We start from the raw sequence: 20,893 nt of genomic DNA on the forward strand, positions 1-20,893 counted from the left end.
ACTCATTAGTATTTTTTTCTATAAAAATATTAAGACAACGCCTTAATTCTTTTCTAGAAAATGCCCCGTAAGAAGAAGATCAAGGATTAAACACCGCCCTTGCTTGATTCTTCTTTCTCGGTAATTCTAGGCACCGTTCCCTCAGGAGTGGGAAATGGGCTACCCTTGGAAACAGGCTCCTCCGTTTGGACCTTGCTTGCCTCCCTAACCTCTTTTTCGAATTCTTCTTTCGCTTTATGAAATTCACCCAGGGCTTTACCCAATCCCCTTGCCAGCTCTGGTAATTTTTTTGCTCCGAAAAGAAGAAAAACGACCACAAAGATCCAAAACCATTCCGAGCCCGATGGTAATCCAAATGCAAAGATCATGAAAAAAACTTAACAGAAAAAAAAAAGTTATCAATCAAACAAAATTTTTTCAGATTAACTTGCAGAATCCATCCATTTTCCTTCTTTCTTGATGAGATCGATGAGGGCATCCACGGCCTCAGCCTCGGGGATGTTAAACCGAACGGGCTTCTTCCCCACGTAAAGATTAACTTTCCCCGGAGCTCCACCCACGTAGCCAAAATCCGCATCAGCCATTTCTCCAGGACCGTTAACGATGCAGCCCATGACGGCAATCTTGATCCCCTTGAGATGACCCGTGGCTTTCTTGATCCGAGCCGTCGTTGTCTGGAGGTCAAAAAGCGTTCTTCCACAAGAGGGGCAAGCCACGTACTCGGTCTTGACCGTCCGATTACCCGCCGCTTGCAAAATAGCATAAGAGAGAACCAAGCCGTAAGATGGATCAGGATCGCGCCTGAGCAATATCGCATCCCCTATGCCATCGCACAAGAGGGAGCCAAGATGAAGACTCGAAGCAATCAGGTTTTTTTCTCTATCCCCCAAGCCCTGGTCCCTTAAGGGGAAAAACGTATCCTTCAAAAGTATGGGCCAAGAGGGATCCAGCAGGGAGGCCAGGGCTCTAAAAGCATACAGGGGAGGATAAGGGCAACCGTCTTTGATCGTCACCAGCCGGGCAGGTTTATCCCTAAGAGCAAGGATAGAATCGATATCGTCGAGATCGAGTTCAACGATTGCAGAAGGATCATAGGGAAATTCAGCTACAAAATCTTTCCCCGGGGGACGGCTTTTAAGATATTCATAGTGGGATGAGGGGACGGCCACCCGCACCGGCTCATCTCCGCCTATAGCTATACCCAAGTCGATTTTTGTCGTTGGCCGCCTGTTGTATTCCAAGGGAGGGGAAAAGGAAAAGGAATTCAATCTCGGTGAAGGGGCTTGTGCCAATTCATCAACGACAGAAAGGAGTTTTGCCGCCACGGGAATTTCATAAACGCTCTTTTCGGTAAGGGAAACCCGAATCGTATCCCCGATACCATCGGCAAGCAGGCTGCCTATTCCTATGGCGCTCTTGATTCGACCATCTTCTCCATCTCCAGCTTCCGTTACACCCACATGCACGGGATAATTCCAATCCTCCCCCAGCCTCTCCAGGGTCTGTATAAGCTTCCGGTAGGCAGAAATCATTATCCGGGGATTGGAAGCTTTCATCGAGAACACAAAATCATGAAAATCATGCTTCCTGCAGACCGCTGCGTATTCCAGGGCACTCTCAACCATACCCTGCGGGGTATCTCCGAAGCGGTTCATGATTCTATCCGAAAGAGAGCCATGATTCGTCCCGATACGCAGGGCGATTTTTCTCTTCCTGCAAAGTTCAACAAGGGGTAAAAAGGCTTGTTCGATCCTCTGGAGCTCTTGATTGTATTCCTCATCGGTATAGGACCTGATGATAAATTTTTTTCGATCGGCAAAATTTCCCGGATTGATGCGCACTTTTTCAACCCACCGCGCCGCTTCCATTGCCGCTTCAGGTTTAAAATGGATGTCGGCAACCAGGGGGACGTCACAACCCCTATCGTTCAACCCCCGGCGTATAAACTCCAAGTTCGATGCGTCCTTCACCGTGGGGGCTGTTATCCTTACGATTTGACAACCACTTTCCACGAGCTCCAGTGTTTCTTTTAAACAAGCGGTTGTATCCATCGTGTCTGAAGTCAGCATCGATTGAATGGCAACCGGGTTGCCTCCGCCCAATTTTACCTTGCCCACCGCTACTTCTCGTGCCTGCCTTCGTTTATAACTGCAAAAATGGGTTTTGTCCGTGAACATGTTTGGCCTGCTATCAAAAACGTGCACAAAGGTGCGCACTGTTCTCTTCCTGCCCCGATTCCTCAACGGAATCGTCTCTGACAGGCGTAACTTTCCCGACTACGGCAGAGACCATCTCTGCCGCAGTGCCGCTGTTACCAGACGGACTCGCCACGGGTAGGGCAGTTGCGGTTGCCAGCCGTTTGAGGTTGAGCGCCGCGTTGAAGTCGCGGTCGTGGTGCGTGCCGCACTCGGGACACGTCCAGCTCCGATCCTTGAGCGTCAGCGCCTCGTTCTTCCACCCGCAAACCGAACACAGGCGACTGCTCGGATACCAGCGATCGGCGATGATGAGCCGCGTCGGCTCGGACACCGCATGGCGCAGGCCGAGAAAATCACGAAGCTGTGATTCGGTGTAAAGCCTTCGGTTGCTGTCGGTCCGCGCCGCAGGAATTAGTCGGCCTTCACGCTCCCATCGCTGCAAGGTCTTGACCGAGACCCCCAGCAGCTTGGCCGCCCGGCCCGTGCTCATTGTGCTTTCCATTCCCTACGTAATACACCATTACGCACTATTTGCAATACTAAAGTTTAGCTCCTTTATTACTTCGCACTTTCCAGGTGAGACCGAGAAGATGTCGCTTCCTCCTTGGAATGGAATTTTAATTCTGGAACATTTCCCTTCGATTTCCAAGGAATTTCTTGAACATCGAAAAAAGTCACATAAAGCATGTAGCCGATGAGGAGAGTAGCGAAGACGGTTTGAAGGGCTTCCAATAACTTTATGTTCAACGGCCTGCCTCTGATCCATTCTACGACTCCCAAAAGAATATGCCCCCCGTCAAGGACGGGAATCGGGAACAAATTTATAAGAGCCGCATTGACATTAAAGAGGACACTGAACCAAAGAGCCAGCCTCCATCCATGGGGACTTTCAAAGAGCATGTAATAAAACCGCATTATTCCTATCGGCCCGCTTAAGTGTTGGGGCTTGATGTCCGACTTGGGGGAAAGAACCGCCTGCAAAACATTAAACATCGCCGAAACGCTCGCTTTAAGCTGCTCTATAGGGCCAGGATGAGAAAGGGTCATCTGGCCGTTTAAATCCCACAGTAAACCGATACGGGGAACTTTTTCTCCTTCAGGATAGGTCGGCTTGATCCGCACCGTAAAAGTACGCCCTGCCCTTTTAATCAAAAAGGTCATTTCCTTCTGGGGGTGGGATGCAACATAGTCGTTCAATAGAAAGGGAGAATAAAGTTTTTGCCCATCGACTTCTAGAATCTGATCGTTTGGCTTTATGGATGCCGCTTCGGCAGGACTACCCGGGAAAACTTTGGCCACAGTAGGGGTTTGGGCAGGCATAATAAAAATCTGCCTCAAGCTTTTCCGCTGAAATGCCGATCTTTCCTCCTTTACAGGAACAACATCAAAGTGCAATATTTTCCCCTCTCTCTCTACTTCAACAGCGATCGTTGAACCTTCACTCCGAACGATGTTCCAAGTGACCGAATCGTTATCCATTCCTTGAAATCTCTGGACGGGATGTCCATCAATTTTGAGAATTTTATCCCCCGCCCTTAATCCAGCACGATCTGCGGGAGAATCTTTGACCACGTAACCGATCACGGTGGTCAGTTCGCTTTCGCTCACCGGCCTGCCCACAACGTAAACAACCAAGGCAAAGATAACCGCTAGAAGAAGGCTAAAAACGGGGCCGGCAAGAGCGACAATGATCTTGTCTTTCGGAGAAACAGCCGGCAGTTGCCTTCGAGAAGGCTCCCCTTCTCCTTCTTTATTATCCTCGTTAGGAATCATCTGGGGTAAGGCAACGAATCCTCCTGCAGGGATCCAGCCTAGGCTGTAAGTTACTCCCCCTATTTCCTTTTTCCAAAGAGGATGGCCAAACCAAACTCCAAACCTTTCCACGACCAATCCCCTCCATCTAGCCGCTAAAAAATGGCCGAGCTCATGGACAACAATCATGACATTGAAAAGGAAGACCACCTCGAACAAGATGACCAGGAAATGAAGAAGCGATTGCAAGGACATGGAAATTATAAAAAAATTATCCCACAATGGACTAAAGTCGAACTCTTTTTTTTATCCATTCTCGAGCAGCGACCCTAGATATCTTGTCCGCCTCGATTATCTCTTCCAACTGGGGATCTGGAGTCTGCTTGTGGTTGTCAAGAACAGCGCCAACGCACTCCCAAATTTCGGAAAAAGATATTTTCCCCTCGAGAAAAGATTCTACTGCCACTTCGTTGGCCGCATTCAAGGCGCAGGGATAAGTTCCCGCCGCTTCCCCGGCAAATCTCGCAAGATTAAGAGCGGGAAAACTCTTGTGATCGGGAGCTTCAAAGGTTAAATCTCCTATTTCATAAAGGTTTAACGGTCTTACAGGACTGGGTAGCCTTTCAGGAAAAGTAAAAGAAAACTGGATAGGCAAACACATATCCGAATGGCTGAGCTGAGCCAATTGAGAGCCGTCGCAGAATTCTACCAGGGAATGAATGATACTTTGGGGATGGATAACCACCTCGATTTGAGAATAAGGGATAGAAAAAAGATGATGAGCTTCAATCATCTCAAGTCCCTTGTTAAATAGGGATGCCGAATCAATGGTAATTTTTTTTCCCATTTTCCAAGTCGGATGATTTAATGCCTCCTCAACGGTCACTTTCTTTAGCCTTTCAACGCTATAGCCTCGAAAGGGTCCTCCGGAGGCGGTAAGGATAATCCGTTTTACAGAGCGTCTATCCTCGCCACGGATGCATTGAAAGACAGCGCTATGCTCGCTATCCACGGGGATAATCTGGACATCTTTCTCCCTGAGCCTCTTCATCACCACGCAGCCGGCCATCACCAGGATTTCCTTGCTGGCCAAGGCGATGTGGATTCCCTTATCTATGGCTTTCAAAGTCGGCTCCAGTCCGGCCGTTCCTACAATGGCCACAAGAAGGAGGTCCGCCTCCAGCTCTTCAACCAAAGCATTGAGGCTGCCCGGACCCCAAAACCCTTTCGAAGGGGAAAATTCATTAAACCACTCGGGTCGAGCGGGAGTATTCCACAAGGCAAAAGCACGAGGATTAAATTCCAGGCACTGTTTTCTCAGCAGTTCTGACTGAGATCCTGCTGCCAAACCTACGATTTCAACCCGATCTGCAAGTTTCCTGGCTACCTCCAATGCATTACGGCCAATGGATCCGGTCGATCCCAGGATAATGACTTTTTTCCTCATGAATGCAGGAAAGGAAGGGAAGGATTCTTTTGGGGTGTCTAACTTGCCAAGTTCCCTTCCTTGGCTAATTTAAAAATTTGATCGAAGTCTTCTTGAGACCTCACCGCCAGCTCCGCCAGCATTTTTCTGTTCACCCCAATGCCGGCTTTCCTCAAAGCTTCCATGAACCGGCTATAGGTCATCCCCCTTTTTCTGCACGCCGCATTGATCCTCTGGATCCATAGCGCGCGAAATTCCCTTTTTCTATTTTTCCTGTCTCTGTAGGACCAGTACCTTGCCTTGTAGAGGGCATCCTTAGCATATCTAAAGAGCTTGCTCCTTCTTCCACGAAACCCTCGTGCATCTCGTAGAAGCCTTTTCCGTCTTTTGCGCGATTGCGGCGCATTCGTTGCTCTAGCCATATCCGCTCTCTCCTCTCGTATTACGATAGCATCTCAAAAAAAGTTCCAATTTTAAGAAAAGGGCAGGCTTTCAACAATTTTCTTTCTATCGGAGTCATCTACAACTTTTACAGAGCCGATTCGTCTCATCCTTTTCCTGTTTTTAGAAGAAGCCAGGTGTCTTCTCCCCGATCCACGATAGAGAATCTTTCCCTTTGCTGAAACTTTAAATCTTTTGGCTACCGCCTTTTTTGTTTTCCTTCTTGGAATAGGTTTAGGCATCTTTGTTCCCCTCTTTGCTGGTGTTTTCTTTTTCCTTTTGTTTTTCCCTATTTTCTTCCCTTATTCTCGTTGTTTCCGTTTCCGGAAGGTTATATTTTAGCAACCTTTTGTTTGCCGGTAAAGGAGTAAAAGTAAGGGAAATATTCCTTCCTGCAAGTTTGGGTTCCTGGTCCGTTTGCCCAACGTGGGCTAATTCTTTGATCAATCGATTCATCAAGTTCAGGGCTAAATCCTGATGGGTTATTTCTCTTCCCCTCAGGAAAAGGTTGAACTTGACTTTCATTCCCTTGGCCATGAAGGCTTCCGCCTGCTTGAGCTTGATAAGGAAATCATGCTCGTTGATATTGACATGAAGCTGGATTTCTTTGAGCTTGGTTGCCCCTTTTTTTGAATCTTTTTCCTTCTTGGACAAGGAATATTTGAACTTTCCATAATCGAGAATCTTGCAAACGGGAGGGTGAGCATGCGGAGAAACCTCCACAAGATCCAGTCCTTGTTGTTGGGCTCTTTGCTGGGCTTCTTGAATAGGAAGGACACCCAAAGACTTCCCCGTTGAATCGATGACAAGAACCTCTTTTGCTCGAATAGCGTTATTAATCCGAACAAAGGTTTTTTTATTGGAGTGAAAACGGGATGAAGGATGCACAGGAAGATCGGATCTTAGACTCTACGCTCTTTATATTCAGCGGTTATCAGAGAAATAAAGGTATCCAGAGACATTTCTCCTATATTTCCTTTTTTCGAAGTTCTTACCGAAACTCTAGACATTTGTTCTTCTTTTTTACCAACGATTAGCATATAAGGCACTTTTTGAAGTTGTGCAACACGAATTTTTGCTCCAAGGGTATCATTTTTTCTATCAAGACTAACTCTAAACCGGTTTTGTTGCAATATTTCTTTGATCTTTTCCCCATAAGCGATCAAGCCGTCAGAAACGGGAATGACACGAACCTGTTCCGGCGCCAGCCAAAGAGGAAAATGCCCTTCATAATGCTCAATCAAAATCGCAAGAAATCGTTCAAGGGAACCGAAAGGGGCCCTATGGATGATCACTGGTGCGTGGAGTTGGCCGTCTTCTCCCACATACGAAAGAGAAAAACGGGCAGGGAGGTTGTAGTCTAATTGGACCGTTCCCAATTGCCACGATCTTCCTATGGCATCCTTGACGAGAAAATCCACTTTTGGACCATAAAAAGCCGCTTCCCCGGGTTCTTCGACAAAATCTATACCACTCTTGGCGGCTGCGCGGCGTAAACCTTCTTCTGCCTTTTTCCAGCTTTCAGGACTGCCCACGTATTTTTCTTTCTCTTCTCCTCTCAATCCCAATCTGGCTTTAGTGTCCAAAAGACCCACTTTTTGGATGACTACTTTAACCAGATCCAGGCAATCCATCAGCTCCCCTTCTACCTGGCTTTCCGTGCAGAAAATGTGGGCATCATCCTGAGTAAATCCTCTCACGCGGGTAAGCCCCGAAAGCTCGCCCGATTTTTCAAACCTGTACACCGTCCCAAACTCGGCTATGCGCACGGGCAAATCCCTGTAAGACCTCGGTTTTGAATCAAAAATCCGAATATGCATCGGGCAGTTCATCGGTTTTAGAAGATAACCTCCAACTTCTCCCTTTTCCAAGCGATTGGCCAGCTCTGCACAACTGCCGGTTTTATCTTCAAAAGCCTTGAGCTCATCCGGATCAAGGATAGGCGGGAATTGGGATTCCCGGTAATAGGGATAATGGCCGGAAGTCCTAAAAAGATCGAGTGAGCCTATATGAGGAGTATAGACCAGTTGATAGCCCCTTTGGAGAAGCTCTTCGGTCAAAAAATTTTGAAGCTCTCTTCTGATGACCGCCCCTTTAGGAAGCCAAAGGGGTAGTCCAGCTCCTACTCTTTCATCGATGAGGAAAAGTTCAAGTTCTTTTCCTATCTTGCGATGATCTCTTTTTTTAGCCTGCTCAAGCTGCTTTAAGTGATCTTCGAGCTCTTTTGCAGTGAAAAAAGCCGTCCCGTAAATGCGCTGCAGTTGCGGGTTTTTTTCATCCCCCTTGTAGTATGCGCTGGAAACGTGCGTCAGCTTAAAGCTCTTGATCGATCCGGTGTCTTCAACGTGGGGCCCGGCACAAAGATCGATAAACGAACCATTTTGGTAAAGAGTAATGGGTTCATTTTCGGGAATCGATTCGAGGATATCGAGTTTATATCGACTCGGGATTTTCCTTTCCGATAAGGCTCCCAGCCTTCCTTTAAGCCCCAGCTGCCTGGCTTCTTCCCTAGAGACCTCGATCCTTTTGAAGGGTTGCTTTTCGGAAATAATTCTCTTCATCCTTTCTTCTATGGCCGGAAAATCCTGGGGACTAATACGATGATCGAGTTCAACATCATAATAAAAGCCTTCTTCAACAGGAGGCCCTGCGGCCAATTGTGCCTCGGGCCATATTTCTAATAGGGCTGCAGCTAAAACGTGAGCCGCGGAGTGGCGCAACTTTTCAAGTTCGTTCATTCTTCAGCGTTTATCCTTCCTTTGGAACATTTTCCTTTTATCGCAGGCAAAGTCAAAAAAAAGACTCCAAAATCCACCGTTTCTTTAAAAAAACAAAATCGTCCTTTCCCCCTCCTTTAACGGTTGGCGGCGATGGACTCTTTTGAAGTTTTTAAAATCCCTCTTTTTTTCATATACAATAAAACAAAAGCCAAGAGGAGTGTAAATAGAGAAAGAAGTTGGCCTTGGGTCGCAAAGCCAAAATAATAGCCGATATGGAGATCGGGTTCTCTAAAACATTCTCCAATGATTCTCAGCAAGCTATAACTGAAAAGAAAACCTATAGAAACCGCCCCTGCCGTCCCCTTACGGAAACGGAGGTAAGTCAAGATTCCAAAAAGCACCACTCCTTCGAGAAGGGCTTCGTAAAGCTGGGAGGGATGCCTGGGCACAACCTGCCCATCAACCAAGGGAGCATCGGGGAACACGACCCCCCAAGGAAGGGTCGTGGGCCTACCCCAAAGTTCTCCATTGATGAAGTTGGCAACTCTTCCAAAAAAAATGCCGATTGGGGCACACCACACGGCCGCATCGGCGATCTGGAAAAAAGGCTTTTTCCACTTCCAAGACGCCCAAAAAAGAACGATTAAAACCCCCAAAATACCTCCATGGCTGGACATTCCCCCTCTCCATATTTCAAACACCGACCAGGGCTCTTTTAGAGTATGAAAGAAGTCATAAAGAAGACAATAGCCTAGACGGCCCCCGATCATCACCCCACCCAGCGCTATCCAGAATACAAGATCGTCTAGCTGCCTTACGGAAAGCTCCAGCCACCCCCGCTTTCTCTGCCATCTCATGCCTAACCACAGAAAGACAAATCCAAGAACGTAGGCAAGGCCATAATAGCGAATGCCGAAGCCAGCCGAAAATTGGATGAGAAAAGGACTGAGGTGATGGACAAAATAGGCGATCATCAGGCTTTCGAAAAACAGTTACAGGGTAAAAACAAAAATCATTTTTGAAAAAGTTTTGACTTCCCTTCTCTTTTATTACTAAAATCGTTCAAAATAAGCAATTAAAAGCCTATTGTATATCCGACTCAAGCCAGCGAAGAGTTGAGCAGTCAAAACGGTGGAAAATGATTATTAAAAGAAAACAAGGAGGTTATCCCATGAAAACTATAGCCAAGCTATCTGTCTTGATAATGTCTTTGGGTATTGCCTTTGGTCCCCTTTACAGCTTTGCCAAACCTAAAGCTGAACAGGTCCAAGACGAAACCAAGCCTGAGAAAAAGTCCAAGAAACATCATAAAAAAGAGAAAAAAGAGGAGAAAAAAGAACAAAGTTCTTCCAATCTCCCTTCTCGCTGATCCCTTGGCTTCATTCCAATCGGCCGGGTGATCCTTATCGACTGAACTGCTTTTTCTCTTCGCTGGTTCGAGTGGAACATCAATGGCCAAGCCGTTTTTTTCCTTCTCCCGCTTAAAAAACAAAAGGCCTTAAGCTTGCTCTTCGGTTTTTTTTAGCAGCCAGTATTCTATGCTATCGAAGAGAGCCAACCAGGACGCCTCGACTATGTCGTGCGAAACCCCAACGGTCGACCAGTTCCTTTTGCCATCGGTTGACTCCACCCAAACGCGTATCGAGGAGGCTGTGCCCTCCTTCGAATCCACGATCCTTACTTTATAGTCTTCCAAGCGGACTTGACTGATTTCAGGATAAAACTTGGCCAATGCTTCGCGCAATGCCCTATCAAGAGCATGAACGGGACCGTCACCTTCTGCAACGGTATAAATTCTTTCCCCTCGTATAGACAACTTGACCGTAGCTTCACAAACCTTGTAATTCTTTGCAGGGAGTTGACGGATCGATACATGATATTCCATCAAGTTGAAAAAGGGGGGATAGGGAGAAAGGGTTTTCTTGAGAAGAAGGGCAAAAGAGGCTTCCGCCGATTCGAATTCATATCCCTTGGCTTCCAGCTCCTTGATTTTATTCAGAATGCGCTGGATGTTGGGATTGTTCTCTTCCAGGGCTATGCCTAGCTCTTTGGCTTTAAGAATAATATTGGACCGACCGGAAAGTTCCCCGATTAAAATTCTGCGGGTATTCCCCACGGCCAAAGGATCGATATGTTCATAACTGCTGAGTGCTTTCTGCAAGGCATTGACATGCGTCCCCCCTTTATGGGCAAAAGCGGACTTGCCTACAAACGGAGCCCGGGGATTGGGCCTGACGTTGGCTATTTCATCGATGAACAGGGACAACTCCCGCAATTCCTTGAGTTTTCCGTGAGGGAGCACTCTCCTGCCCATCTTGAGTTCAAGATTGGCAATAACCGAAATAAGATTACAATTTCCCGTTCTTTCTCCGTAGCCGTTAATCGTTCCCTGGACTTGCAGAGCTCCCGCTTCTATGGCTACAAGAGCATTAGCAACGGCCAACTCTCCGTCATTATGCGTATGAATGCCTACAGGGGTTCTGCACCGAGAGAGGACTTCGGCCGTTATATTTCCTATTTCCCAGGGCAAAGATCCCCCGTTGGTATCGCACAGGACGATGAAATCCGCCCCTGATTCCTCGGCTGCGTTGATACACTCCAGGGCATAGCCCTTGTCCGCTTTAAAACCATCGAAAAAATGCTCGGCATCGAATATAACCTCTCGGCCATGAGATTTTAAAAACTTTATCGAATCCCGGATCATGGCCAGGTTTTCTTCGGCCGTGGTCTTTAAAACCTCAAGAACGTGGAAAAGCCAGCTCTTACCGAAAAGGGTAACTACCGGGCTTTGGGCTTGAAGCAGCAACTGTATTTGCGGGTCTTCTTCCACGCCCAGGTGAGCCTTTCGAGTGCTCCCAAATGCGGCAATCTTGGCTTGCTTCAACTCCAAGTCTTTCAAGTGGTTAAAAAAAGCAAAATCTTTAGGATTACTTCCCGGCCATCCCCCTTCAATGTACTGTATCCCAAATTCATCCAGCCTTTTGGCTATCCGCAGCTTGTCGGACAAGGAAAAGTGGATGGCTTCGCCTTGAGTACCATCCCTTAGGGTTGTATCATAAAGAAACAGTTGGCTCTTTTTACCCGTTTGCATGGTAGGAAAAATAACCTTCTCATAAATTGTGGAGAAATCAAATAGGATTTGATCTAGACATTCTCAATAAAAAAAAGATAAATTAAAAAAATGCAAATTCAGATTTCATCCCCGACCGTGAAGCTGACCGATGCCCTTTACAATCACATCGAATCGAAATTTGAAAAATTGACCCGAATCAACGAACGGATCCTATCAGCCCAAGTCAATATTCACCACGAACCGGCAAAAGCGGACATCAGCCATCAAGCTTTTGCCATAAAAGCAAGGTTATATATACCGGGTAAAGACATCGTTGCCGAAGATCGCGGCCATGACCTCTATCAAGCCGTTGATCTTATAGTGGATCGGCTGGCCCGGCAACTGCGGAAAAGAAAAACCGATCTTACCGATAAATCCCGAGACACTTCAAGGGAATTTAAAGAAAAAGAAAAATAACCGTTTTATTCTTTTTGCAAGCCGATCACCCCCCTACCCTAAGGACGAATCCCCCTGTATGGCTCATGGCAGGTTCAGTGCGCTCTCTTTCCCTTGAGGAGGAAATCCTGCGAGGATTTGTAAGGGTAGGGGCAAAGAAAATACTTTTTAGGTGCATTTGTAAGGGTAGGGGCAAAGAAAATACTTTTTAGGTGCTAAACCGCAACCATTCCTCCCTGGCCGCTTCGATCAAGGGCCTCAAGGTTTGCGCACTGAAATCGAAAGGCAAGCCTGCAAGCTGAAAAAGTTCCCTGAGCGGCTTCGATCCCCCTAGGGACAACGCGTAAAGGTAACGTTCAAGTGCCGTTTTTAAATCTTTTTTGGCCTCGATCCAAAAGGCTAACGCTCCCATTTGAGCAATCCCATATTCGATGTAATAAAAGGGAATCTCAAAAATATGAAGCTGGCGGTGCCATAAATAGCGCCTGGCTTCTTCATAACCTTCCCAATCCACTATTCCTCCAAAGCGGTCAACAAGGCTTTCCCAGATATCCGCCCTTTTCTCTCTACTTTGATCGGAACTGGTATAAAGCTTTTGCTGGAAGCTATCCACCGTCGCCATCCAGGGGAAAAAGAGAATAATCCCCTCAAAAAGCTTCCTGTTTGCTCTTTTGAGTTCTTTATTCGAATAAAACTCGTCTAAAAACGAAGAAGCGAAAAGTTCCATGGACATGGAAGCAACTTCGCAAAACTCCAAGGGAGCCGATCGATAATCGTAAAGGAACTGATCTCTAGAGGCAAGGGAATGAATGGCATGGCCCGATTCATGGAGTAGAGTTTCCAAGTCTCGATGCGTTCCTACGGCATTCATGAATATGAAAGGAAGGCGAGCCAAAGGGAGCGTGCTTTGATAGCCTCCCGGAGCTTTCCCCTTGCGGTTTTCCAAATCAATCAACCTTTTCTCTCCCAAGGTTTGATAAAAATTCCACAGTTTTAGGTCCATTCTTTTGAAAATCTTTCCCACTTTTTCAAACAGTTCTTCTGCCGTATGAAAGGGTTTCAAAGGGGGTTCACCTTCCGGGTCCACGGCTAGATCCCAAGGTCTCAACCTATCTAAACCCAGCGCCCGTTTCCTGGCGTCTTGTATTTCTCTTTGCACGGGAACTACCGTCTGTTCTATCGCTTCGGCCAATTTTAAACAATCTTCCGGGGTGTAATCGAAGCGGCGATATTTCTCGAAAACGTAGCTGCGGTAGTTGTCGAACCCCGCTGAAGCGGCAATTTGAGAGCGAAGAGCAAGGAGCTTGTCGAAAAGCTCTTCAAAAATGTCTTTTTTTTCCAATCGTTTCTGGGCGATGATCTCCCATACTTTTTTCCTCTTTTCCCTATCCTGGTCTTCAAGAAAAGGGCTCAATTGAACCAGTGTATACTCTTTGCCTTCGTATTCGGCCGCAAGCCCCCCGGAAATCTTCTGGTATTGTTGACAGAGCTTTTCTTCTTCGACTTCGCGGGCAACATTTTCTTGGCTATATGTAGCCAACTGGCTCAAGACAGACCTTTTGAAAACCGCGTAAGAACCGTCAAGACTGTTAAAAAAGGGGTTGGAAACAAGCTTTTGTAAAAGGGCCATTTGCCTGGGCTTTCTCAGCGGTTCCACCACCGTAACGATGTAGAGATAGCTTTTTTCTCTCTCTTCATCGTCCGTCTGGCAGGTCATCGCGATATAGCGCTTGGTCCTTTCCTCGTCGAGGGCTTCTCTTAATTCATCGTAAAAACCGATCCACCTTTTAAGATCTTCCAAGCCCCGGACATTTTGAAGCTCCTGTTCCAGCCTATCAAACAATGCGCAAAGGGTGTTTTCTTCCAGGATATCTTTGCCCGGTTCAAGAAATTGCAGGGGTTTATAGGGAGAAAAAGAAAAGCTGATCTCGGCGGTTTCGTTCATATTCAATTAGGTATCTTCGATTTGAAACATATTCCAGAAATTTTGAAAAGCCGTATTCCAACTTCTTTCTTCTCTTACCTTTTCCGCCCATTGCCTCTTCAGTTCCCATGACGGGGGGTTGTCAAGATAAGAAGAAATGGCCTGGGCCCAGGCTTTCAGATCCTTTGCCTTGCATATCTTTCCCATTCCAAGCTTTCTTACCAGCTCGGAAGGCCCTCCCACGTCTGAAACTATGGCAGGAACCCCCGAAGCCATGGCTTCAAGAACCACGTTGCCAAAAGTATCCGTTGTACTGGGGAAAACAAAGAGAAAAGCCGAGGCATAAGCTTTACTCAGCTCAAGGCCGGTGAGCACCCCGGTAAAAATAGCTTCAGGAATCAGCCTTTGCAATTCTTCTCTAAAAGGGCCTTCCCCGACAAATGCCAAAGAAAATCTCTTGCCCATTCCCCACAAGTAATGAGAGAGATCGGCCAAAAAAGCCAGCTCTTTTTCCTTTGAAATCCTTCCTACATAAAGAATAACGGGTAAACTCGATCCATATTTTTTCCAAAACGCCTGGTCCGCATAAGAGGGGCTAAACATGTCCACATCCACCCCGCGGGGAAAGAGAGCCAGCTTTTCAGCAGGAATTCCTCTTTGAACCCAGCACCGCTTATAATACTCGGTATTGACGAGAATTTTATCTAACTGGCCATAGAACCATTCCATGTATTTCCAGGTCAATGTTTCCATCCAGGAATCATCACTTAAGAACCGGGCATACTGGGGAAAATCGGTATGGTAGATTCCCATCAGGGGAATCCGAAGTATCTTGCCGGCCAAAAGGGCGCTGAGCCCCACCGGACCCGGAGTGCTGATCACCAGGTGGGAAAAATCTTCTTTCTTGATATAGTCCATTATTTCTAAAAAGGGGGGAAAACTTAACTTCTGGAGCTTGTACTCGGGAATTTCAAATTCCCCCACCGGTTCGAAATTTTGTACGGGAATATCCAGCTCTTTTAATTGGCTTCTCGAGATCACCAACTTCAAGTGGGCACCCCTTTTGTACGCCGTTTTGGCCATCGCCTGGATTGTCCGGGCCACCCCGTTGACGTCATCGATGGTGTCCGTAAACCAGGCTACCTTGATTTCCGAAAGCTCCCTGGGAAGGTAACCCAAGTAGCGGTGGGCCAATCCTCTCAAAAAAGTTTTATCGGTAGCCTGGTCAAAAAAAGACCATAAATAAGGCACAACGGCAAGTCCCAACGGCAGGAAACCCGAGAGGGACTGGAAAGCATCGATGTAATCCCCTTTTTCGAGTCGAGAGACGAACTGGAGAAACAGCCTATAAGAAAGTTCGTTTACAATTTTGGAAGCTATACGGAAGGAACGGTTAATGGGCTTTTCGGTTGAATGGACGATGGCATCCAGCATCTGCTTCGTTTTCGCATCGGTCAAAAAATGGATAAACTGCTTCGTCAGCGTTGATCCCTCTGCTATTCCCATGTAATTAAACGCCTGGCCCGTGCGGATCGCTTCGGCAAAATGTCCTACTTTTTCGGCAAAAGAAAAAGCCGTGGGATTTTGCCCTTTGACAAATCTTTCGGCGATCTTTCCTACAAGATCGGCTGTCAAGGGGGCTTTCTGCTTCAACCGACTCTGTGTGAATTTAAAAAAAGTATTATAAAAACCGATGGAAGTTTTCAAAGGATCTCCCATCTCCCCTTGGACTTTGCCCTGTCCCCTAAAAAGGGAGTTAAAAAATTCTTCAACCGTTGCTCCTCCTTTGACTTCCGTCCATGCCGAACCCACTGAAAGCCCCCCATGATCGTTAGAACCCCCTACAAATATCTTTTCATGCGCCCTATCTCCTTGAGGCGCTAAACCTTGCCTATGGGCAAATTCCTCGATCAGTCCTGGAGTCAACATGCCCAGGCAGAGGGAAAGGATTTTTTGGGAAAGAGGTTCCAAGGCCCCGTTACAAACCTCAAATCCCTTGAAAAGGAGGATCATTTTCTCGAAATGATCCGCCGTCAATTTCGAATTTACACTCTTCAAGGGATGAGCCACCGCATGGGGTATGTTTTTTTCAACCAGGTAGCGGGCAAGATCGAAAACATTCAAAGAAAGTTCTTTTAAGGCAGCAAAATCACGATGATCAAAGTGCCATATCAAAAGATGGATTTCACAGCCGTCAGGGAAAAAAGTGGACAATTCCACTCCTAGAAAAACATCGGGATATTTTTCCATCAACTCCAGGCACCCCTCAATCCGGTTGTGATCCGTAATGGTTTTCCACCGCATCCCCTTGGCTTGAAGCTTGTCATAAAGCTCTTGGGGAGGGGTACAGCTTTGGGGAAAACCGATACGGCGCAGGACCCACTCCGAAGGCCTGTCCGAATAACTCGAATGAAGATGAAGATCAACTTTTGACCAGGACTCCATAAGTTTCCGACTCCATTCCCCTATCCAGGAAATTCTTGACGAACCTCTCAAGCTGCTCCCACAAGGAGCGATAATCACTATCCTCGGGATGAACGGCTACTCTTACATGACCTTTTCCTTTCCCGAGCGCCCTGCTCTTCAGCCAACTGTTCCATGCCCGAGAGATCATCCTCCTCCACGCCGACCTATTCGACCAGCAAAGGGAAAATGAATAAATAGAGGAAGGGGTTGAGTTTTCAAGTAAAATAATGCGATCAATTGCTGCCGTATAACGAAATCCCGCTTTGCGAAGCCAATGGAGCAGGGGCGGCTCATAGAGCCATCCTGGAGCGATAAATCCCTTCGTGGGCCATCCCAATTGCCCGAAGAGCTTCTTGGCTTGACCAATCCGCCTTAAGGCTTCTCTTTCTCCAATATCAAGGAACTCGGCTTCGCCTTGGGTGTAAAACCGCGTCCAAAAAAGTTGAGAAAGCTTTTCTTTGCTGCCCAGCCGATCATGATAAAAACCATGAATGATCGGCTCGTCCCCACGGCTCAGCCGATCGCCTACCCATGCACGAAACCCCTCGTCTTCCTCGATGGATTTCTGGTGGTGATAAAAAGGGATGATCAGCAGCCCTGTCTTTTTAACTCCCCAAGACAAAAGCTGCTCTCTTTGTTTTTCAATTTTAGCTCTATTCAGAGGATGCACGTCATGGAGAGTGACAAAAAGAAATTTTTCAGTCATGCGCTTTTCCCCAAAACAACCTTATTTTACTTGGAATAAAGCAAGGGGGTTTTTTTTAAATCCTTGACCACGGTAAAAAGAAAAACCTTTGATGGGTAATGTTCTTTGTACTTGGTGATTTCTACGCTGTTCAACACCTCGAATCCAAATCGGCTAAATAAAGCCGGTTTTCTCCTTTCTCCAAAAACGACGATTTGTCCATAAACTTGGCTATATCCTCTTGAAATCAGGTAAGAAAGAAAGCTGTCAATGAGTCTCCTGGTTGTCGTGGGGCTTTTCACCTTGGGTAAGAGGTTAATGTGAAAATGCGGGCAATTTTTTGGAGCCGGAGGAGTTTGTTTCAGGCCCGAAAAAATCAGCCAGCGGATGTATTTTTTGGACGCCGGCTTATAAGGTTTAAAGAAATAGCGGTAGAAGAGTTTCATCAGCAACAAGGGGCCGTTCAAAAGATCAAAACAAAGCTTCATTCTAGGCTTGCAACAACCGATGAGATAACCGCCGACCTCTCCGCCCAATTCGCAAACAAAAGCCGATTCCGGCTCCATGTCCGTGTAGTAGCGGGTAAGAAAATCGGCAAAAAGTTCCCTATCCTCAAAAACGGGATCGATCGGCTTACCGAGAAAGCCGGTATCCGCGCATATCCTTCGGATCGCTTCCCTGTCCTTGGGGCAATACTTTCGAATAACCGGCTCTTGGTCCTTTTTTCCCTCGAGGATGACTTTCCGGTTCTCATTAAGGTCCATCGACACCGCGTTTTTGTGCATATTCTAAAACAGCCTCCTTGCATTCATCCCGGCCTTCTTTACCCATCGCCTTTAGGTAATATCCCCACAATCTTTCGAAAACCTGGCCCCATCCATACTTGGCTCTCACTTTCCTGGATAACTCTAGGCCCAATTCTCTAAGATCGGTTTGCCGAAAATTCCTTATTGCCTCTGCAAAAGCTCGGGGGCAATTTTTCCTCGGCCAGTATTCCAATCCTCCCTCTATCTGCTCGTCCATGTTTGTCCCATGTACTCCGATGACAGGACATCCACAAGATTGGCTTTCAATCGTTACCAGGCCAAAGGTCTCCACGATTCCAGGATGAACGAACAGGTCGGCGCTCCGGTAGCTGCGGGCAAGATCCTCCTTGGAATCAAGGTAGGGAATCCAGGCGATTCGGCCGAGTTTTTTCTTCAAATCCAATACAAGGCTCCTGAGGGGGCCATCCCCAATGATGAGAAGCCAGTAATTGTTCCCAGGCTCTTCTTCCAGGAGGCATCGAAAAGTCTCCAGGAGCAAAACAAGATTTTTTTCCTTTGAAAGTCTTCCCACGTAAAGAAGTAAAAAAGCATCGGGGGGAATGGCTAAAAACTTTCTCCAGCTTTCGTCTTTCGGTCCCGGACTGAAATTTTCTGTATCCACCCCCAAGGGGAGAGGGACGGCATTATCCAATCCCCAGTTTTTGAGCAATCCGCAAAGCTTGTAAGAGGGAACAACCGTTAACCGGAACTTTGAGAAAAGGCTGATAATATAGCCCTTGGCCATGTTTCTAAACGCCGTTTCCGCAAGCTTACCCCCGTAACGGGAAAAAGTCCTCAAGTAAGCCTCGGGAAAATGGCTATGATAAAAGCCGACAACGGGGATTTTCAGTCTCCTGGCTTTCCTTAAGATAAACCAAGCCAACTGGTAAGGATCTCCGACTTCAATAATGTCCGGATTAATCTCATCGATGAGCAAAGACAAGGTTTTTAAATTCAACATGACTCTATACCGGGAAGTTTTATCTAGCCTAGGGGATTTGATGGTTATCGTGTGCACCGACTTATCGGACAGATGTTGGTTTTTTTCCCCGGGAACGATTAAAAAATGCTCATCTTTAGCGAGCCTGCGCACGTAATCCTGTTTCTCAGAGAGGTACCGTTTTACCCCACCGCTACAAGGAGAATAAAACTGGGTTATATCGCATATTTTCATCTTCGTCTTTGGCTTCCTCTCTCTTTCCCCTTTCCCCAAGGATTTTTTCCCTCTTTTTATTTTAAGGGAAAGGGCGGTCGCATCCAGGAAGAAATTCCCTATAATAATAGCTTGAGAAAAAATATTTTCCATAAGATAGCCTATGTTTTGATCATTTTGATTTATAAAGCTGGGCCGTCCCCGTCCAAAAGATCCCTTTCTATCTCCTCCCAAAGGAAGAATCTTTTTTTCTTTCCTTTTTCAATCCCTATTATTTTGGTCATCTTCCTGCTTTCCGGGTTAAAAATTTACGGTTGTTTTTCTTCCCCTTGACTGGTAAGAGAAAAGTGTTGCTTAGAGCATTTTTGAGTTTTCCTAACGGCCCCTTAGGAAACAGGTTTTTCTATTTCTGTTTTTCACTTTCTAAGAAAATCATCCTTTGGGTCTGTTTCATGGGGGTTGCCGTCAAGACGACGAGGGCTGTAGATCTCCAACAAGAAAGCATAGCCGAACTTCAAAAGGCGCTTGAAGAAGGAGGAATTGCCGTGGAGAGTAGGCCTCCGGCTATCGCTCTTTCCGGATATATAGACAGCAGCTATACCTACAACTTCATTTCGGCTCATTCGGGCAAAACGGCAGCCCAAACCGCACAAATTCCAACGCGAATGGACAGCGATGGCATTGCCGGTGGAGGATGGAATCTCAACCAAGTTTACCTGGTGATTGAAAAACCCCTTTCGGAAATTAACGATTGGCAATCAGGATTCAGGGCCGATCTCATGGTCGGAGAAGATGCGGCTTCCATGGGCATGCCGGACAACATTGTAGGGCTCTCTACCCCCAACAGCAATGGTTTAGCCTTAAACATCTCTTCATTTCTTTTGGCGCAGGCCTATGCCCAGTTTAGGGTGCCTGTAGGCAACGGGCTGGACCTTAAAATGGGCAAATTTATGTCTCCTTTTGCTTTTGAAGTCATGGAAAGACCGGCCAATGTGAACTTTTCCTACGGGCTTATTTTTTCAAATCTCATTCCCGAGATTCTCGTGGGTGCCGAAGCGGTTTATCCTTTTTCCAACTCGCTGGAACTGACATTGGGCATTACCGATGGAGGGTTTAACACGGCCAGGGGAGGATTTCCTTTTTTTGGCGAAGTGAACAACGAGCCTTTTTCTTCCCTTTTTCTCGGTTCCTTGCGCTACGAAACACCAAGGAAAAATGCCCTTGTTACTACTTCGGTTCTTTTTGGCCCTGACGGGGCCGATCCCCCGGGCTTCGGCTTATATCCAGGTTTTGCCGGTGAGGGTGTATTCAGGGAAAGCCCGTATAACCGTTCCGCCCCCTTTGTTCTTGGGGATATCTATGGATCTTGGATTCCTCAAGTCAGCAAGGACAGGCTCCTTGTTGCCTTAGAGCTTACAGGGGGCTTCTACAACGGCGGGGTTGCCCTACCTACAGATCCTTTAAGTTCAAGGGCATCGGCCAATTGGTATGGGGCGAGTTTCTGGATGAAATACCAGCTTACAGCTCTCTTGAGCATCGCTTTTAGGCAGGATTGGATTGAAGGATCAAACAACGAAATTCTCTATCAACATGTGGGACGCACCGACATATGGAGTTCGACCCTCACGTTCCGCATCGACCTTTGGGAAAACATGATGCTCAGAGCCGAGGGAAGAATGGATTGGGGTAAAGATGTTGTGGGCGCCATTCTTGCCCCATTGGGACTCCCCTCGGTTCCCGTATCCTCCGGGCCCGCTTTTTTCGCCGCCATCGAAGCCGCCTATGCCTTTTGGTAAAATAGGTTAACTTCTATT

The 20,893-nt window shown here is 46.9% G+C and carries 18 protein-coding genes and 2 pseudogenes; 3 read left to right on the forward strand and 17 right to left on the reverse strand.

Annotated elements, in window-relative coordinates:
- Window positions 1–86 precede the first annotated feature (86 nt).
- From MINF_RS11875 to lgt, 11 genes and pseudogenes are all read right to left on the reverse strand, one after another.
- Window positions 87–368, reverse strand: coding sequence for a Sec-independent protein translocase subunit TatA/TatB (locus MINF_RS11875; RefSeq protein ID WP_079200444.1), 282 nt, complete (start codon window positions 366–368; stop codon window positions 87–89).
- Window positions 369–422: 54 nt separating this feature from the next.
- The gene (gene ispG, locus MINF_RS08720) at window positions 423–2,177 is read right to left on the reverse strand and encodes a (E)-4-hydroxy-3-methylbut-2-enyl-diphosphate synthase (RefSeq protein WP_048810534.1); all 1,755 of its coding nucleotides are present in this window, start codon (window positions 2,175–2,177) and stop codon (window positions 423–425) included.
- Between the two features lie 13 nt (window positions 2,178–2,190).
- Window positions 2,191–2,517: pseudogene (locus MINF_RS11490) on the reverse strand (zinc ribbon domain-containing protein); the annotation flags it as partial.
- Window positions 2,506–2,700, reverse strand: a pseudogene (locus MINF_RS11765) (MerR family DNA-binding transcriptional regulator); the annotation flags it as partial. The pseudogenes MINF_RS11490 and MINF_RS11765, both read right to left, overlap by 12 nt.
- Before the next feature lie 56 nt (window positions 2,701–2,756).
- Window positions 2,757–4,205 (reverse strand): RIP metalloprotease RseP, encoded by a 1,449-nt coding sequence (gene rseP / locus MINF_RS08730; protein ID WP_048810535.1) that lies wholly within the window; start codon window positions 4,203–4,205, stop codon window positions 2,757–2,759.
- A gap of 31 nt (window positions 4,206–4,236) precedes the next feature.
- Window positions 4,237–5,397: a 1-deoxy-D-xylulose-5-phosphate reductoisomerase gene (dxr, locus tag MINF_RS08735; protein ID WP_012464308.1), complete on the reverse strand. Its 1,161-nt coding sequence runs from the start codon at window positions 5,395–5,397 to the stop codon at window positions 4,237–4,239.
- Between the two features lie 38 nt (window positions 5,398–5,435).
- Window positions 5,436–5,798, reverse strand: a complete 363-nt coding sequence (gene rplT / locus MINF_RS08740) for a 50S ribosomal protein L20 (protein ID WP_012464309.1) — start codon at window positions 5,796–5,798, stop codon at window positions 5,436–5,438.
- 51 nt (window positions 5,799–5,849) lie between these two features.
- Entirely contained in the window at window positions 5,850–6,059 is a 210-nt protein-coding gene (rpmI, locus tag MINF_RS08745) for a 50S ribosomal protein L35 (RefSeq protein ID WP_012464310.1), read from the reverse strand.
- Window positions 6,052–6,705: a translation initiation factor IF-3 gene (infC, locus tag MINF_RS08750; protein WP_012464311.1), complete on the reverse strand. Its 654-nt coding sequence runs from the start codon at window positions 6,703–6,705 to the stop codon at window positions 6,052–6,054. Before infC ends, rpmI begins: the two co-directional genes overlap by 8 nt.
- Before the next feature lie 14 nt (window positions 6,706–6,719).
- Window positions 6,720–8,555, reverse strand: a complete 1,836-nt coding sequence (gene thrS / locus MINF_RS08755) for a threonine--tRNA ligase (RefSeq protein WP_012464312.1) — start codon at window positions 8,553–8,555, stop codon at window positions 6,720–6,722.
- 116 nt (window positions 8,556–8,671) lie between these two features.
- A complete protein-coding gene (gene lgt / locus MINF_RS08760) occupies window positions 8,672–9,511 on the reverse strand; it encodes a prolipoprotein diacylglyceryl transferase (protein WP_012464314.1) in 840 nt (279 codons plus the stop codon).
- Between the two features lie 197 nt (window positions 9,512–9,708).
- On the opposite strand from lgt, the gene MINF_RS11215 reads away from it, so the two are divergent.
- On the forward strand, window positions 9,709–9,906 hold the full coding sequence (locus tag MINF_RS11215; protein ID WP_187146934.1) for a hypothetical protein: 198 nt from the start codon (window positions 9,709–9,711) through the stop codon (window positions 9,904–9,906).
- Between the two features lie 129 nt (window positions 9,907–10,035).
- Here MINF_RS11215 and cimA read toward each other — a convergent pair whose 3' ends face one another.
- Entirely contained in the window at window positions 10,036–11,628 is a 1,593-nt protein-coding gene (gene cimA, locus MINF_RS08770) for a citramalate synthase (protein ID WP_012464316.1), read from the reverse strand.
- Between the two features lie 90 nt (window positions 11,629–11,718).
- Between cimA and hpf the strand changes: the two genes are divergently transcribed.
- The gene (gene hpf / locus MINF_RS08775; RefSeq protein WP_012464317.1) at window positions 11,719–12,066 is read left to right on the forward strand and encodes a ribosome hibernation-promoting factor, HPF/YfiA family; all 348 of its coding nucleotides are present in this window, start codon (window positions 11,719–11,721) and stop codon (window positions 12,064–12,066) included.
- A gap of 187 nt (window positions 12,067–12,253) precedes the next feature.
- Here the strand turns inward: hpf and MINF_RS08780 are convergent, their stop codons facing one another.
- The 5 genes from MINF_RS08780 to MINF_RS08800 are packed head-to-tail and all read right to left on the reverse strand — an operon-like array spanning window position 12,254 to window position 19,232.
- Window positions 12,254–13,990: a M3 family oligoendopeptidase gene (locus tag MINF_RS08780; protein WP_048810536.1), complete on the reverse strand. Its 1,737-nt coding sequence runs from the start codon at window positions 13,988–13,990 to the stop codon at window positions 12,254–12,256.
- Between the two features lie 6 nt (window positions 13,991–13,996).
- Window positions 13,997–16,414: a glycosyltransferase gene (locus tag MINF_RS08785; protein WP_048810308.1), complete on the reverse strand. Its 2,418-nt coding sequence runs from the start codon at window positions 16,412–16,414 to the stop codon at window positions 13,997–13,999.
- Window positions 16,392–17,141, reverse strand: coding sequence for a polysaccharide deacetylase family protein (locus MINF_RS08790; protein ID WP_012464321.1), 750 nt, complete (start codon window positions 17,139–17,141; stop codon window positions 16,392–16,394). The genes MINF_RS08785 and MINF_RS08790 overlap by 23 nt, the downstream gene beginning before the upstream one ends.
- Before the next feature lie 26 nt (window positions 17,142–17,167).
- Window positions 17,168–17,905, reverse strand: coding sequence for a hypothetical protein (locus MINF_RS08795; protein WP_012464322.1), 738 nt, complete (start codon window positions 17,903–17,905; stop codon window positions 17,168–17,170).
- The gene (locus MINF_RS08800) at window positions 17,874–19,232 is read right to left on the reverse strand and encodes a glycosyltransferase (RefSeq protein WP_012464323.1); all 1,359 of its coding nucleotides are present in this window, start codon (window positions 19,230–19,232) and stop codon (window positions 17,874–17,876) included. The genes MINF_RS08795 and MINF_RS08800 overlap by 32 nt, the downstream gene beginning before the upstream one ends.
- Before the next feature lie 299 nt (window positions 19,233–19,531).
- On the opposite strand from MINF_RS08800, the gene MINF_RS08810 reads away from it, so the two are divergent.
- Window positions 19,532–20,875, forward strand: a complete 1,344-nt coding sequence (locus tag MINF_RS08810; RefSeq protein ID WP_148205224.1) for an outer membrane beta-barrel protein — start codon at window positions 19,532–19,534, stop codon at window positions 20,873–20,875.
- Window positions 20,876–20,893: the final 18 nt, after the last annotated feature.

This window comes from Methylacidiphilum infernorum V4, assembly GCF_000019665.1.
GTDB classification, from domain to species: Bacteria; Verrucomicrobiota; Verrucomicrobiia; order Methylacidiphilales; family Methylacidiphilaceae; genus Methylacidiphilum; species Methylacidiphilum infernorum.